The sequence below is a fragment of the Citrobacter sedlakii NBRC 105722 genome (assembly GCF_000759835.1).
Lineage (GTDB): Bacteria > Pseudomonadota > Gammaproteobacteria > Enterobacterales > Enterobacteriaceae > Citrobacter_A > Citrobacter_A sedlakii.
The window spans coordinates 434,390-449,800 of record NZ_BBNB01000001.1; the positions used below are offsets into that span (position 1 = coordinate 434,390).

General features: G+C 57.5%; 16 protein-coding genes. 4 read left to right on the plus strand and 12 right to left on the minus strand.

From position 1 onward, the window contains the following. Positions 1 to 2 precede the first annotated feature (2 nt). From CSE01S_RS02030 to nasR, 4 genes are all read right to left on the minus strand, one after another. Positions 3 to 791, minus strand: coding sequence for an ABC transporter ATP-binding protein (locus CSE01S_RS02030; protein WP_042283593.1), 789 nt, complete (start codon positions 789 to 791; stop codon positions 3 to 5). A gap of 9 nt (positions 792 to 800) precedes the next feature. Beyond that, a complete protein-coding gene (ntrB, locus tag CSE01S_RS02035) occupies positions 801 to 1,676 on the minus strand; it encodes a nitrate ABC transporter permease (protein ID WP_042283597.1) in 876 nt (291 codons plus the stop codon). Between the two features lies 1 nt (position 1,677). Then, the gene (locus tag CSE01S_RS02040) at positions 1,678 to 2,940 is read right to left on the minus strand and encodes a CmpA/NrtA family ABC transporter substrate-binding protein (RefSeq protein WP_042283600.1); all 1,263 of its coding nucleotides are present in this window, start codon (positions 2,938 to 2,940) and stop codon (positions 1,678 to 1,680) included. Between the two features lie 229 nt (positions 2,941 to 3,169). Further along, positions 3,170 to 4,357: a nitrate regulatory protein NasR gene (gene nasR / locus CSE01S_RS02045; protein WP_148365366.1), complete on the minus strand. Its 1,188-nt coding sequence runs from the start codon at positions 4,355 to 4,357 to the stop codon at positions 3,170 to 3,172. Positions 4,358 to 4,430: 73 nt separating this feature from the next. On the opposite strand from nasR, the gene CSE01S_RS02050 reads away from it, so the two are divergent. Continuing rightward, positions 4,431 to 4,784: a DsrE/DsrF/TusD sulfur relay family protein gene (locus CSE01S_RS02050; RefSeq protein WP_042283603.1), complete on the plus strand. Its 354-nt coding sequence runs from the start codon at positions 4,431 to 4,433 to the stop codon at positions 4,782 to 4,784. Between the two features lie 260 nt (positions 4,785 to 5,044). Further along, positions 5,045 to 5,290, plus strand: a complete 246-nt coding sequence (locus tag CSE01S_RS02055; RefSeq protein ID WP_042283606.1) for a DUF1883 domain-containing protein — start codon at positions 5,045 to 5,047, stop codon at positions 5,288 to 5,290. Positions 5,291 to 5,340: 50 nt separating this feature from the next. Here the strand turns inward: CSE01S_RS02055 and CSE01S_RS02060 are convergent, their stop codons facing one another. Both CSE01S_RS02060 and chaB read right to left on the minus strand, forming a co-directional pair. After that, positions 5,341 to 6,036: a gamma-glutamylcyclotransferase gene (locus CSE01S_RS02060; protein WP_042283609.1), complete on the minus strand. Its 696-nt coding sequence runs from the start codon at positions 6,034 to 6,036 to the stop codon at positions 5,341 to 5,343. A 195-nt stretch (positions 6,037 to 6,231) separates the two neighbouring features. Next, complete coding sequence (chaB, locus tag CSE01S_RS02065) at positions 6,232 to 6,462, minus strand: putative cation transport regulator ChaB (RefSeq protein ID WP_042283612.1); 231 nt, start codon at positions 6,460 to 6,462, stop codon at positions 6,232 to 6,234. 276 nt (positions 6,463 to 6,738) lie between these two features. On the opposite strand from chaB, the gene chaA reads away from it, so the two are divergent. Both chaA and CSE01S_RS02075 read left to right on the plus strand, forming a co-directional pair. Next, positions 6,739 to 7,839, plus strand: coding sequence for a sodium-potassium/proton antiporter ChaA (chaA, locus tag CSE01S_RS02070; RefSeq protein WP_042283615.1), 1,101 nt, complete (start codon positions 6,739 to 6,741; stop codon positions 7,837 to 7,839). 191 nt (positions 7,840 to 8,030) lie between these two features. After that, positions 8,031 to 9,947, plus strand: a complete 1,917-nt coding sequence (locus tag CSE01S_RS02075) for a tyrosine-protein phosphatase (protein ID WP_042283619.1) — start codon at positions 8,031 to 8,033, stop codon at positions 9,945 to 9,947. Between the two features lie 78 nt (positions 9,948 to 10,025). Here the strand turns inward: CSE01S_RS02075 and kdsA are convergent, their stop codons facing one another. The 6 genes from kdsA to hemA are packed head-to-tail and all read right to left on the minus strand — an operon-like array spanning position 10,026 to position 15,330. Next, the gene (gene kdsA, locus CSE01S_RS02080) at positions 10,026 to 10,880 is read right to left on the minus strand and encodes a 3-deoxy-8-phosphooctulonate synthase (RefSeq protein ID WP_042283622.1); all 855 of its coding nucleotides are present in this window, start codon (positions 10,878 to 10,880) and stop codon (positions 10,026 to 10,028) included. A gap of 36 nt (positions 10,881 to 10,916) precedes the next feature. Continuing rightward, positions 10,917 to 11,726 (minus strand): invasion regulator SirB1, encoded by an 810-nt coding sequence (gene sirB1, locus CSE01S_RS02085; RefSeq protein WP_042283626.1) that lies wholly within the window; start codon positions 11,724 to 11,726, stop codon positions 10,917 to 10,919. Positions 11,727 to 11,729: 3 nt separating this feature from the next. Then, positions 11,730 to 12,122 carry an invasion regulator SirB2 gene (gene sirB2, locus CSE01S_RS02090; protein WP_042283628.1) on the minus strand — a complete coding sequence of 131 codons (393 nt, stop codon included), beginning with the start codon at positions 12,120 to 12,122 and terminating at the stop codon, positions 11,730 to 11,732. Next, the gene (gene prmC, locus CSE01S_RS02095; RefSeq protein WP_042283629.1) at positions 12,119 to 12,952 is read right to left on the minus strand and encodes a peptide chain release factor N(5)-glutamine methyltransferase; all 834 of its coding nucleotides are present in this window, start codon (positions 12,950 to 12,952) and stop codon (positions 12,119 to 12,121) included. Before prmC ends, sirB2 begins: the two co-directional genes overlap by 4 nt. Further along, the gene (prfA, locus tag CSE01S_RS02100) at positions 12,952 to 14,034 is read right to left on the minus strand and encodes a peptide chain release factor 1 (RefSeq protein ID WP_042283633.1); all 1,083 of its coding nucleotides are present in this window, start codon (positions 14,032 to 14,034) and stop codon (positions 12,952 to 12,954) included. The genes prmC and prfA overlap by 1 nt, the downstream gene beginning before the upstream one ends. Before the next feature lie 39 nt (positions 14,035 to 14,073). Next, positions 14,074 to 15,330: a glutamyl-tRNA reductase gene (gene hemA, locus CSE01S_RS02105; RefSeq protein WP_042283635.1), complete on the minus strand. Its 1,257-nt coding sequence runs from the start codon at positions 15,328 to 15,330 to the stop codon at positions 14,074 to 14,076. Positions 15,331 to 15,411 lie beyond the last annotated feature (81 nt).

Below are 15,411 nucleotides of genomic sequence, written 5' to 3' on the forward strand. Positions count from 1 at the left end.
CCTTACGCCGCCTTCGGCTGTTTTTCGTAGAGGAAATGGAGCACCCGCTGACGCAGGTTGTGATAACGGCTGTCGTCCGCCAACTGCACGCGATGGCGCGGGCGCGGCAGATTCACCGCTAAAATCTCGCCTACCGTCGCCGCCGGACCGTTGGTCATCATCAGCACACGGTCAGACAGCAGTACCGCCTCGTCGACGTCATGGGTAATCAGCACGATAGTGGTGTTGAGCGACTGCTGGATGTGCATCACCGTGTCCTGCAAATGCGCGCGGGTCAGTGCGTCAAGCGCGCCGAACGGCTCATCCATAAGCAGCACTTTCGGCTTCATCGCCAGCGCCCTTGCGATCCCCACGCGCTGCTTCATGCCGCCGGAAATTTCGCCGGGGTGTTTGCGCATGGCGTGGCCCATCTGCACGCGGGCCAGATTGTGTTCGATCCAGTCGCGCCGCTCGGCTTTGCTCATGGTGCGACGAAAAACCTGATCCACCGCCAGCGCCACGTTGTCGAAACAGGTCAGCCACGGCAGCAGTGAATGATTCTGAAACACCACCGCCCGCTCCGGCCCCGGTCCGGCAATTTCGCGGTTATCGCAAATCAACCCGCCTTCACTGGGCAATGTGATGCCGGCAATAAGGTTCAGCAGCGTGGATTTACCGCAGCCGGAGTGGCCGATCAAACTGACGGTTTCCCCTTCGTGAATGTCAAAGGAGACATTTTGCAGCGCCAGAAACTCGCCGCTGGCGGTTGAAAAGCGTTGGCTGACCGCCTGTATCTGTATTAACGGTTTCATGTTTGCCTCCTATTTATCCTGCCAGCTAAAACGCCGCGCCATCAGCATCAGACCCTGCTCCAGCAGCAGGCCAACCACGCCGATGATCACGATAGCGATGAGAATGTTTTCCACATTGAGGTTGTTCCACTCGTTCCAGATCCAGAAGCCGATACCCAGCCCCCCGGTCAGCATTTCGGCGGCGACAATCACCAGCCAGGCGATGCCGATAGACAGTCGAACGCCGGTCAGAACGGCAGGCACAACGGCGGGGAACAGAATGCGGCGCATGATCGTCCACTCGGACAGCTGTAGCACCCGGGCGACATTGAGATAGTCAGCGGGAATGCGCCGCACGCCTTCTGCGGTGTTGATGACCATCGGCCAGATCGAGCAGATAAAAATGGTCCAGCTTGAGGCGGGTTCCGCTTTCTGAAACAACAACAAGCCGATAGGCAGCCAGGCCAGCGGACTGACCGGGCGCAGCAGCGCGATAAGCGGCGAAAACATGTTTGAGAAGAAGGTGAAGCGGCCAATCAGAAAGCCCAACGGGATCCCGACCAGCGCGGCAAGGCCAAAGCCCGTCGCCACCCGCTGTAACGACGCCAGCACGTTCCAGCCAATCCCCATGTCGTTGGGTCCGCCGTTGTAAAAGGGGTCGGCGAATAGCGTCAGCGCCGACTCAAGGGTGCTGAGCGGCGTGGGAAAGCCTTTACTGTTGATGGCCGCCAGTTGCCAGCAGAACAGCAGAAGGCCGATTCCCAGCCCCGCCGGCACCGTTCGCTGCACCCCATGACGCAACCAGCCGGAAAGCGGAGACGCGCGCCTGCGGACCTGTACCGGCGGCAGGACGACCACGTCGGCCACGACGGGTTCAGCCACTTTCTTTTGTGTGTTGTTCTGCATATCAGACTCCCATACGGTTAAGCGAGAAACGGGTGGCGTAGGTTTCCGGCTCGCGCCCGTCCCAAACGGAACCGTCCAGCAGCGTGCTGCTGCGCAACAGGCCAGAAGGCGCGGTTATGCCGCCGCCAATGGCGGTGGCGGCGTCACGCCAGATGTCGGTACGGTTGACCCGTGCGGCAATGGCGGCGTAGTCGGGCGCGTCCTTCAGCAATCCCCAGCGACGGAATTGGGTCAGAAACCACATGCCGTCGGAGTGCCAGGGAAAGCTCACTTCACCCTCCCGGAAGAAACGCATCGGATGCGGATCCTGCCAGCGACGCCCTGCGCCGTTGTCGTATTCCCCCAGCATGCGCCCGGTCAGATACTGTTCTTTGGTATTCAGCCACGCCCGACGAGAGAGGATCTGCGCCGTTTCGCGCTTATTCCTTTCCGACGCGTCAATCCAGCGCGAAGCCTCCAGCACCGCGCTGACCAGCGCCCGCGCGGTATGTGGGTTCTGTTGCACCCATGCGCGGCGCGTGCCGAGCACTTTTTCCGGATGATCGGGCCAGATCGCCTGCGAGGTAGCGGCGGTAAACCCGATCCGATCGTTAATCGCCCGTGCGTTCCACGGTTCGCCGACGCAAAAACCGCTCATGTTTCCGATGCGCATGTTCATCACCATTTGCGGCGGTGGAACAACCACAGTCCGGACATCGGTAAACGGATTAATCTCCGCGCTGGCAAGCCAGTAGTACAGCCACATGGCGTGGGTGCCTGTCGGGAAGGTATGCGCAAAGGTAAACGTACCGGGCGCCTGCGCGGCGATCCTCTTTTTCAGCGCCGCCGCATCGGTGACGCCCTGCGCCTGTAATTCCGCAGAAAGCGTGATCGCCTGACCGTTCTGATTCAGCGTCATCAGGTTCGCCATCGGCTGCGCTTTGCCGGCTATTCCCAGTTCAAGCCCGTACAGCAGGCCATACAGCACGTGGGCGGCGTCCAGTTCGCCGGAAACCAACTTGTCGCGCACAGCTGCCCAGCTGGCTTCTTTGGTGGGTACGAGGGTAATACCGTACTTTTTATCAAAGCCCTTCAGGGCGGCGATAATCACCGGCGCGCAGTCAGTCAGCGGAATAAATCCCACTCTCACTGTCGCCTGCTCGGGCTTGTCCGACCCTGCCGCCCAGACCGCTGACATCGCCCCCGGCAGCAGGCAGGTTGCGCCCAGCACAGCGCTGGCCTGAAGCAGTCGCCTGCGCGTTAACGAAACCGTGTTGTTCTCCATATCCGCTCCCCATGGCAAAAAAAAGCGCCCGGCAATGCCAACGCATTGCAGGACGCCTTTATCCTCAAAACGAACAGACCGCCGTTGGTCCGTCGCTAAAATGTCTGTAATACGATTTGCAATTCAGATGCCAACTTTGCAGAGGCCTGTCTGGCGGACAAACGGTGTAGTGTGTCGCCGCGCTGCACCGCAAACAGGCAACGTTTGCCCATTCACCGTGCAGCGTGTCTTAGCGCGCGCTTTGCATCAGCGATTTCACGGTGAGCACTGCGCGGGCGATATCCACCATTCGCTGGTTTTTATCCATCGCCATTTTGCGCAGCGTTTGCCAGGCCTGTTCTTCGCTGAGCTGCTGGTGATTCATTAACACGCTTTTCGCTTTATCAATCACCTTGCGCTCTTCCAGCGAGTCCTGTAGCGAAGCCAACTGCCCACTGAGCTGCTCCAGCTGTCGCGCCTGCTGGCGCACCACCAGCAGTAACTGTTTATCGCGCCGCAGCGAGAAGGTATCCGCGGCGGCGTCGTTGAGCCAGCTTTCCAGCGGCAGTGCGCACTCTTGCTGGTTCAGTCGACGCTCTACCGCGTTCATCAACTCAGCAATCAGCATTTCTTCGATAGCGCGCAACTGCTCGAGGCGCTGAGTCTGAAGGGTAAACCAGCGTAACGCGCTTGTGCCGTTGTCGGCGTCAGGCTGGCGGGTACAGGCATGCCGTCGCAGTTGTTCGACCGCCCCTTCCGCCTCGCCATACTGGTGGAATTGATGCACCACCGCCGGGGACGCCAGTGAAAGAAAGGTATCAAAGCAGAGCTGCTGACCATCGATGCGATCAACCAGCTCCTGACGCATCTGCGGGCTAAATTCACCGTGGGTGAAGCCTATCGCCCCCAGCGCCCGCTCCTGGCCAACCAGCTCTTTTCCCTGCATAAAGCTGTACAGGGCGACTAAACCTCCGGCGACGTGCGGATGATCGATACTGTCGTTAAGCTCCGGCACGATACTCAGTAAATGGCGTAACAGTCGGCTGTACTGTTCCATCGCCTGTAGCGCGGGCTGATTGCGTCCGCTGACGCTATCGCGCAGCGCCGGTAATTGCTCAAGACACCATACCGCGCTGGCAATGCGATGACACAGCGCGCTGTTGGCTGTCGGCAAATAGTCCTGTAACAGGTGCTGCAACCGCCGGTGTTCCTCATCCACCAGCGCCCGGCTGGCACGGATTTCTGCCACATACAGCGTGCCTTGCGAGCATAACCAAATGTTGGAAGCCCCGCGTTCGCACTGTAGCATATGCACCAGATGGCTGATGCGCGAGACCAGTTTTCCGGACTGCGCCAGTTGCCGAAGCTGCGTGTTTTCAAGCTGGCGCGCGTAGCGGAACCATTGCGTCGCCCCTGGCGTTTCCACGTTTGTCATCATGTCAGCTCTCCCGGATAACAGATTTAGTCAGGAGTAAGCAATATCCATGCCCCTTCAGACAACAGGAGTTAAAATGCAAAAGATAGTGATCGTCGCCAACGGTGCGGCCTACGGAAGTGAGTCCCTGTTTAACAGCCTGCGTCTCGCCATTGCGTTACGTGAACAGTCGCCCGAACTCGACCTCCGACTGTTTTTGATGTCAGATGCCGTCACGGCAGGACTGCGCGGCCAGAAACCGGCGGAAGGGTATAATATTCAGCAGATGATTGAGATCCTCACCGCCCAGAACGTACCGGTGAAGCTGTGCAAAACCTGCGCCGACGGGCGCGGGATCACCGATCTGCCGCTGATCGACGGCGTGGAAGTCGGCACGCTGGTGGAGCTGGCGCAGTGGACGCTGGCTGCCGATAAAGTACTCACCTTCTGACGGTTGCGCAGCCCGGCTTGCTGTAACGACCGGGAATTGCCGAATTTAATCTTCCCGTGGCGCATTTCCCGCAAAAGTAAGTGCGCCCGATCACGCTTTTTCGCCCGATTTTGTCATTTTTGTTTAATCGTTATGCCATTATTTGATCAAAATCAGCATTCCCCGACTCACTCTTTGGTGTTATGCACTGAGTGAAATGTGAACAACATCACGCAATACTTCCGCGAGGAAGTGGGTTGTTTTCAATAACGGGGTGAAAAATGGCATTAGTGAAAGCAAGTCTGAAGTTATTTGGTGGGGATACCGTAGTGGTGCGCTGCTCGGAGCGTTGTCACATCCACCTGATGAGCGAGAAAAAACACGTCAAAGACACGCAGACCGACATTTTAAGCGTGCAGGATCGTGATAACGCGTGGTTGACCGTCCCTTACACCGGCGTCTGGAATGTACTAATCGACAGTCACAGCCAGTCGCTGGAACATTCCATCAGCTATATCGCAGCCTGATAATTATAAGCCCGGCCGCGCTGACGCTGACCGGGCAAAATAACCTGGCGCTACGCGAAGCCGGGACGCATTACCCCTTCGGGCAGCGTTTCCTCTAACAGCCCCCGCACGTTCGCCACCAGATCGTTCAGACAATCATCCTGCATGCCCAGCTTCTTCAGCTCTAGTTCCAGCGAAAACAGATACTGCGCATTGGTGCCAAGCGGACCGCTGGCTTTGGCGATCAGCGGCGCAACCACCTGCGCGCGCGTGTCCGACTCATACAACGGATGACGCGGATCCATAATAAACACCAGCGCGTTCACCGTGCGACCATCGTCCAGCGCCAGCTGACACCAGGTTGGCAGGTAACAGCCGGTGATCATTTCGCGCTTCCATAGCAGAGTCAATTCTTGTTCAAGCGAGATATCCGACAGGCGATAGGCCACGCCAGTGGTGCGTCCGCCCTCTTTCAGTGCAAGCATCCGCCCAGGCTGGCAGGCAGTCCCGCGTCCGGCGGTCAGCTTCAGGCAAAAGGCCCGGTGCCAGCCCACCAGCGTACCGGTACACGACTCATCGAACTCCAACGCCGGGTTCCACATCAATGATCCATACCCGAAGATCCACACCGGTCCGTCGTCCGGTCGGCAGGCCAGCGTCGCCGCAAGGGACGCCGCACGTTGCTCTGCCGACCATAAGAGTGATTCTTCAATAGCGCCAAATGCCGTTTTGCAATCGGCATTCATCAAGAAATCACGCGTTAACACCTTACACCTCCGCCACTGCCTACTTCCCTGCGACAACTTTTGACGCCTTCCGGGCCTTTTAACTGCTCATTTTGAAACCAACAGCAGGACAATATGCAATTCGCGGGCCGCTTGCAAGGCGGCGACAGGGTCAGGCAGCACGATTCGCGAAGCGACTGAACACGGTCATTTTGTTAAACCTTACATTTGAAGCGCTTATGATTTTTTATGCCATTTATCATCATCGCCCTTTTCATAATCATTTTTGACCGCCGCCCACGCAACCTTGTGCGCTGTCTCTTCGCGGCTGGCGTCATCCCGCCGATCTGCTTTGTCTTTGTACTGATCCCAGGCGCTGTTAAAAGCCTCTTTATAAATATCCTGAGCATGAGCGGGTAATACATTCTGTACGCTGTCCGGCAAATCTTTTTTCGATTTATACGGCATGGTTGCCTCCTCTTTCGGCTAAACCTTAAGTGTGGTCAACGCCCCTTTATTTCGCCACCCAGGTGGATGTTTTGCTAAAACACTTTATCTAACTCACTGTTATTGAATTATTCTATAAACAAAAGCGCTTCTTTTTATCGTTTCACAATTAAAACGGTGAGTTGGGGTAAAATTTCGTAAAAATGCCCCTACAACCTTACGTTTTCTGTTATTTTTTATCATCTTTATTACATTTATAACGACAGTTTGCCTGCAGCACTTTAATGGAGAGTATGAATGACACATGCACAGGAGGCGGTGAAAACCCGCCACAAGGAGACATCGCTTATTTTCCCGGTTCTGGCGCTGGTAGTGCTGTTCCTGTGGGGGAGCAGCCAGTCACTACCAGCGGTGATCGGTATTAATATTCTTGCCCTGATTGGGATTTTGAGTAGTGCGTTTAGCGTGGTTCGTCACGCCGATGTATTAGCCCACCGCCTCGGTGAGCCTTACGGCTCGCTTATCTTAAGCCTGTCGGTAGTTATTCTTGAAGTCAGCCTGATATCGGCATTAATGGCCACCGGCGACGCTGCGCCAACGCTGATGCGCGATACGCTTTATTCCATCATTATGATCGTCACCGGCGGCCTGGTCGGTTTTTCTCTGCTGCTCGGCGGACGTAAATTCGCCACGCAGTATATGAATCTCTATGGCATCAAGCAGTATCTGATTGCTCTGTTTCCGCTGGCCATTATTGTGCTGGTCTTTCCCATGACGTTGCCCGGCGCCAACTTCTCCACCAGTCAGGCGCTGCTCGTGGCCCTGATTTCCGCGGCGATGTACGGCGTGTTCCTGCTGATTCAGACCAAGACGCACCAGAGCCTGTTTGTCTATGAGCATGAAGACGAAGGCGATGACGACGATCCGCACCATGGTAAACCCTCCGCACACAGCAACATATGGCATGCGGCGTGGCTGATTGTACATCTGGTTGCCGTGATCGCCGTGACTAAAATGAACGCGAATCCGCTGGAAACCTTGCTGACGGAAATGAATGCCCCGGTGGCGTTTACCGGCTTCCTCGTGGCGCTTCTGATCCTCTCCCCGGAAGGGCTTGGCGCGCTGAAAGCGGTGCTGAATAATCAGGTACAGCGGGCGATGAACCTGTTCTTCGGCTCGGTGCTGGCGACCATTTCACTGACGGTACCCGTCGTGACGCTGATTGCGTGGGCAACAGGTAACGAGCTGCTGTTCGGCTTAGGCGCTCCGGAAATGGTGGTGATGGTGGCCTCTTTGCTGCTGTGCCAAATTTCGTTCTCAACGGGAAGGACGAATGTGCTGAACGGCGCGGCGCACCTGGCGCTGTTTGCCGCCTATCTGATGACCATTTTCGCCTGACGGCCCAGCGACGGCCGGGCCGATGTTTCGCGACATCGCCTGGCCTGAGGGTTAACGACTGCTGTATCACCCATTAACCGACTGTAATCATTAATCTATTTTCGCAGTTAAATTGCCGAACCGTCACAAATTCTTCACGCATGCTCCCTATACTCCGCGCCTGTTAACGTTAACAGACAAGGAGTTTGGTCATGAAAGCATCCCTGAGCCCGCTTACAGCACTTGTTCTTTTCACCTGCGTCAACGCGCAGGCTGCAGATCTTTTACTCAATACCCCACGTCTAAGCGGTATCGACAACTTCCGCGATATCGCCGGGCTAACCACCGCCTATACCACCACCCATAACGGCGTGATGCACGCGGGTGTATTCTATCGCTCAAACGCCCTGACGCCGACAGGAAACGATTTGGCGGCACTGGAGGATCTGCAGGTCACCACGGTCGTTGATTTGCGCTCCCCGTCAGAAATCACCGCTCAGGCCGACACACTGCCGGCGGGCAGCCGTTATGTCGCCGTCGATTTAATCGGTAATAACGGCGCCTTCGTCATCGATCTCAACAATATGAACGTCAGCGACATCGACAAAATGATGCAGGACGGCGAGCGCAGCTTCGTTACCAGCGACTACGCCCGTCAGGGACTGGGCAAGGTTTTCCGCGAGCTTGCCGCCGCAGATGACGCCGCCCTGTTCCACTGCACCGCGGGCAAAGATCGTACCGGCTGGGTCAGCGCCGTGCTGCAAACCATCGCGGGCGTCAGCGACAGGGATATCATGGCAAACTATCTGGCGACCAACGACTACACCGCCGATCGTATCAGTGCGACGCTTGCCACGATGCCGACATCCATGCGCGATACTTACGGCGCGCTGATGGGCGTTCGCGCCAGTTGGCTGCAGGCCGGGCTGGATAGCGTTATCGCCAGCTACGGGTCGATGGACAACTATCTGAAAACGGGCCTCGGCCTCGATCAGGCGACGATCTATGTACTGCGCGGCAAAATGGTGCGCTATCAGACGCTGCCCGGCGAATCCGGCTTCAGCGGCAACTCTGCGCAGGGGGCGTCGCTGCTGAACGCCCTGCAGGACTCCCCGCTGTCGGGACGTGACACGGCATATAACTACTATCTGCAAAGCGCTATCGATCAAGGCTCCCTCGGCGGGGTTGAAAAACAGATTGGCGGACAGGTTTTCGCCGACGCCAGCAGCTATCTGCTTCGCCAGCCGTCACGCCTGTACGATGCGCTCGCCCCGGTGATTTCCGCCCGCGGCCTTCAGGACGAAGAGTCTCAGGTCTGGTTGCAGGGGCTGGCGACCTATCTGGGAACGGATGCGAGCAGTGAAGCCAGCTCCAGCAGCGAACACAGTTGGGGAACGCTGGTCGGCGTCACTCATCGCTTCAACGCGCGCAGCGCGGCAAACGCCTCGATTGGCTATGGCGACGGCAGTATCTCTTCGGCAGGCGGCAAGGTGAAAACCCATACCCCGACGCTGGGACTCGGCGCACGCCACGCGCTCTCCTCGCTGGACAGCGGCCCCTGGGTCGGTCTGCAGGGCAGCGCCGGGTATATCGACTACCAGAGCGACCGCCGTCTCGGCGGCGGGCTGGGCGCCGCATCGGGCGATACCCACGGCCAGTTCTACAGCGGACGAGCCTCTCTCGGCTGGTTCAGTACCGTTTCAACGCTGACTCTCGACCCGGCCATCGGCGTGCAGGTGACGCATTTAACCCTCGACGGCTTTCGTGAACGCGGCAGTGAAGCGGCGCTTGACGTGGATGGGGTGAACCAGACGCAAACCAGCCTGACGGCTGACTTAGGGATCGGGATATTGCCGCAGCAGGTGGGAAACTGGACGCTGAAACCGGGCATTGCGCTGGGCTATGAGCGGATGCTGAATGATAAATCGACGAGCAGTCATGCCACGCTCTATGGGCTGGGCGTCGATCAAACCTCGGCCTTCGGCAGCAAAGCGCTTTATAAAGCGGGCCTGCAGCTGAGCGCGACCTTTAACACTATCACCGTCGGCACTCGGGTGGATTATCTCACCGCCGATACGCACAGCGATGATGGCGTCGCGGGCCAGCTCAACGTGGCGATAGCCTTCTGACGGCGCCCGTACTGAATACCGCAATGCCGTTCACGTCAGCGGAACGGCATTGCGCTTGCGGTTTTCTCTCAGCGAAACTCAGCTCTCGGTATCCAGTTCGTCGAAACTTTTCACCAGCGAGTCAATCGCCTTCATCTGCGCCAGGAACTGTTCCAGCTTCGCCAGCGGCAGCGCGGACGGACCGTCACATTTAGCGTTGTCCGGATCCGGATGCGCTTCAATAAACAGACCGGCCAGACCCACTGCCATACCGGCACGCGCCAGTTCGGTCACCTGACCGCGACGACCGCCGCTTGCCGCGCCAAACGGGTCGCGGCACTGCAGCGCGTGCGTCACGTCAAAAATCACCGGGCTGTTACCGGACACTTTTTTCATCACGCTGAAGCCCAGCATATCCACGACCAGGTTGTCATAGCCGAAGTTAGCGCCGCGATCGCAAAGAATAACGTTATCGTTACCGCCTTCGTGGAACTTATCCACGATATTTCCCATCTGACCCGGGCTAACAAACTGCGGTTTTTTCACGTTAATCACCGCGCCGGTTTTCGCCATCGCTTCCACCAGATCGGTCTGACGGGCGAGGAACGCCGGCAGCTGAATGACATCCACCACATCAGCAACAGGCTGCGCCTGGCTCGCTTCGTGAACGTCGGTGATCACTTTTACGCCAAAGGTCTGCTTCAGTTCCTGGAAAATTTTCATCCCTTCTTCCAGGCCAGGACCACGGTAAGAGTGGATAGAGGAACGGTTGGCTTTATCAAAAGAGGCTTTGAACACGTAAGGGATACCCAGCTTCTGGGTTACGGTTACGTAGTGCTCACAAATGCGCATCGCCAGATCGCGGGATTCCAGCACGTTCATGCCGCCAAACAGCACGAACGGCAGATCGTTCGCTACCTTGATGTCGCCAATGTTAACCACTTTTTGTTTCATAGGATCGCCTTAATGGTGAGTAAGAGTGTCGATAAATTAATGCAGAACAATTTGCTTGTGCGAGATGTTATTAATCTGCGCACGAATCATTTCGCTGATCGGGTCTTCCGGACACTGTTCAACGAAATAGCTTAAATCGGTCAACGCCACGTGTTCACATTCCAGTTGCGCATAGATTAATCCCCGGTCGCGTATTTCATACGGATCTTCCGGATTAAATTGCAGCAACGCTTCACTGGTCCGCAGCGCCAGTTCCATCTGCTGTTCTTCCATCAGAGAGGATTTCAGCGTGTCGAGCAGTTTGCGAATAACTTCCGCGTTATCGGCTTCGTCCAGATCTTCGTTAAACAGTTCCGCGACCGGACTGATATTGCCTTTCAGCCAGACTTCCAGCGTATGCTCATTCAGCGTTTCGCCGTTGAAGGGATTAATCAGCCACATTTCCCCTTCCAGCGACTCAATGCGCAAAATAAGCTGCGTCGGGAAAATGACCGGCACCAGCGGTAATGACAGGCGGTTGGCGACCCACAGTAAGATCGCGCCCAGCGACACCGCGCTGCCCTGACGGTTTTTCAGGACCTGGTCAAGCCATAATGCATCGGACAAACGGTAGACGCCGCGGCTGTCAGTAAAGCCCCATTCGCCGTAAAAAAGTGCCAGCAATTTTTCCAGTTGCTCATCCTGAGACAGGAGCTGGCTAATTTCTTCTTGCGCCAGGCTGACCAGACGTTCCAGCTCGTCGTAGACAGTTTGTGAGGGAAAATCCAGGCGGATAGCTTCCGACGCCAGAATCATTCCGTCGCACAGTGGCGCTTTATTAAATTCGAAATCAGCTAACGATCTCATGACTTACCCCAGTAACGATATTTTTGTGGTGGCGAGTTTAACGATGATGTACAGCGCCACCAACGCCAGCGGAAACGCGATCCACCGCGTCTGCCGACTGCGCGCCCGACGGTAATCAAGCGCGATAAAACCCAAAACGATGTAAATGATAACGCCAAACAGCTTCTCAGTCAGCCATGAGCCCTGTTCGGTGAATGGCAGGATGTGCGTTTTAGCGATTAAGCCGATACCGCTGAGTAACAGGAACGTATCAACAACGGGCGGTACAACTCGCGTCCAGCGGGCATCAGCCTGCGGAGAATGGCTTTCCCGCCACCAGAAACGCAGCACAAACAGGCTGACTGAGAGGGCGATGCTCAGCAAGTGGAGGGTAAGCAAAAGCGTAAAACTGCTCACGGCCGCCAGCGTCCCAGCGTCACCCGCTCGTTATCGCCGTAGTCCCGGCAGGTCTCCACGTCGTGATAGCCCGCGCGGACAAAAGCGTCGCGCACCGCTGTCCCCTGCTGCCAGCCGTGTTCCAGCAGCAACATGCCCTCCGGCATCAGAACGGCGCGCGCACGTTCGATGATGTGCTTGATGTCCGCCATCCCCTGATCGCCCGCGACCAGCGCCGTCAGCGGCTCAAAGCGAACGTCGCCCTGCGAAAGATGCGGATCCTGCTCATCGATGTACGGCGGGTTGCTGACAATCATCTCAAACTGGTTCCCGGCTAAAGCGCTGAACCAGTCGCTTTGCAGGATTCTGACGTTTGTGATGGCGTGTCGGGTGGCATTTCGCTGCGCCAGTGCAACGGCCTCCGGCATCCGGTCCACTGCCGTGACATCGCAGTCAGGGCGCTCGGAAGCCAGCGCCAGCGCAATCGCCCCGGTACCGGTGCCCAGATCCAGGATCCGGCATGATGCAGCAGGCAGACGCGCCAGAGCCTGTTCAACCAGACATTCGGTATCCGGGCGCGGGATCAGGGTGGCTGGCGAGACAAACAGCGGCAGCGACCAGAATTCCCGTTCGCCGATCAGATGGGCGATCGGTTCGCCACGGCGACGGCGCGCCAGCAGCGCAGCCAGTTGCTGGCGCTGGGCGTCGGTTAATTCCGTTTCGCCAAACGCCAGAATCCAGGTGCGCCCCTTGCCGGTGACATATTCAAGCAGGATCTCGGCGTCACGACGTGGCGAATCGCTTTCCTGTAGCTGGCTTATGGCTTCACGCAACCAGTGTTGAAAATTCATTATTCCTGCTCGGATAGCGCCGCCAGTTGGTCAGCCTGGTATTCCTGCACGATGGGCTCGATCAGCATATCCAGCTTGCCTTCCATCGCTTCGTCCAGGCGATACAGCGTCAGGTTGATACGGTGGTCGGTGACCCGCCCCTGTGGAAAATTGTAGGTACGGTTACGGTCGCTGCGATCGCCGCTGCCTAACAGGTTTCGGCGGGTGGAGGCCTCTTCCTGCTGGCGCTTCGCCACTTCCGCCGCGCGAATACGCGCGCCGAGCACAGAGAGCGCTTTCGCTTTGTTTTTGTGCTGCGAACGTTCATCCTGGCACTCCACCACAATGCCGGTCGGCAGGTGAGTAATACGGATCGCCGAGTCGGTGGTGTTAACGTGCTGACCGCCCGCCCCTGAGGAGCGGAAGGTATCAATGCGCAGATCGGCCGGGTTAATATCCGGTAGTTCTGCCTCCGGCAGTTCCGGCATCACCGCGACGGTGCAGGCGGAGGTATGGATACGTCCTTGTGACTCCGTTGCCGGTACGCGCTGGACGCGATGACCGCCGGACTCAAACTTCAGTCGCCCATAGACCCCGTCGCCGCTGATTTTGGCGATGATCTCTTTATAACCGCCGTGTTCGCCTTCGCTCATGCTCATGATCTCTACCCGCCAGCGACGGGTTTCGGCGTAGCGGCTGTACATGCGGAACAGATCGCCGGCAAACAGCGCCGCTTCGTCGCCGCCGGTGCCGGCGCGCACTTCGAGGAACGCGTTGCGCTCGTCGTCCGGATCTTTGGGCAGCAGCAAAAGCTGGAGCTGCTGTTCCAGTTGTTCACTTTTGTCTTTTGCTTCGCGCAGTTCTTCCTGCGCCATTTCACGCATTTCAGGATCGTCGAGCATCATCTGTGCCGTTTCGATATCTTCCTGAACCTGTTGCCAGTCCGTAAAACAGCGAGAAACATCGCTTAATTGTGCATACTCACGCGACAGCGCGCGAAAACGTTCCTGGTCTGCGATGGTTCCCGCATCACCCAGCAACGCCTGAACTTCCTCATGGCGTTCATGCAGGGCTTCCAGTTTGGCAACGATAGAAGGCTTCATAGGCGTAAATGCACCTTGTAAAAAAAGAGGGGTGTGCTGCTACTCCAGCCCGAGGCTGTCGCGCAGAATATTCAGGCGTTCGTCGTCCCCGTCACGGGCAGCCTGCTGTAGAGATTTGGTTGGGGCGTGGATCAAGCGGTTGGTCAGCTTCCAGGCCAGATCCTGCATAATCGCCTGGGCATCGCCGCCCTGCTCCAGCGCAGCCAGCGCTTTGGCGGTCAGCTCGTCGCGCACCTGTTCAGACTGGCTGCGGTATTCGCGGATGGTCTCGCTGGCGCCTTGCGCGCGCAGCCAGGCCATAAATTCGCTGGTTTCCTGCGCCACGATGGTTTCGGCTTCCACGGCCGCGGCTTTACGCTGCGCCAGGTTATGCGAAATGATGCTTTGCAGATCGTCAACGCTGTAGAGATAGGCATTCGCCAGCTTGCCGACTTCCGGCTCGACATCGCGCGGGACAGCGATATCCACCAGCAGCATCGGCTGGTTGCGGCGGCTTTTCAGCGCGCGCTCCACCATCCCTTTGCCAATGATCGGCAGCGGGCTGGCGGTGGAACTGATAATAATGTCCGCCTCCTGCAAACGCGCGTCGATGTCGCTCAGCGCGATGACCTCGGCGCCGACTTCATCGGCCAGCACCTGCGCCCGTTCGCGAGTGCGGTTAGCGATGATCATCTTCTGCACCTTGTGTTCGCGCAGATGACGCGCCACCAGCTCGATGGTTTCTCCTGCGCCGACCAGCAGCACGGTGACAGTAGACAGTGATTCGAAGATCTGCCGCGCCAACGTACAGGCGGCGAAGGCGACGGATACCGCGCTGGCGCCGATGTCGGTTTCAGTGCGCACGCGTTTCGCGACGGAGAAGGATTTCTGGAACATGCGTTCCAGCGCGCTGGCGTTGAGGTGGCCTTTCTGCGAATCGGCAAAGGCTTTTTTCACCTGGCCGAGGATTTGCGGTTCGCCGAGTACCAGCGAGTCGAGCCCGCTGGCGACGCGCATCAGATGGCTAACGGCGGCGTTATCCTGATGCCAGTAGAGGCTGCTGCGCAGATCGTCTTCGTTAAGGTTATGGTAGTCGCATAACCAACGAATCAGCGCCTCCTGCAAATTGTCCTGCTCTTCAACGCTGAGATACAGCTCTGTACGGTTACAGGTCGACAGCACCACCCCACCCTGCACCATAGGCTGCGCGAGCAGGCTGTCCAGCGCCTGATCGAGCGTGTCCGGCGAAAACGTTACACGTTCTCGCAGCGATACAGGTGCCGTTTTATGGTTAATGCCGAGCGCTAAAAGGGTCATGTCTGCGGGAGTAGTACCAGCGTTGATATGGTTAGTCTGCTCGCATCATACAGGATGCGCGTAATCAATAAAAGAGAGCGC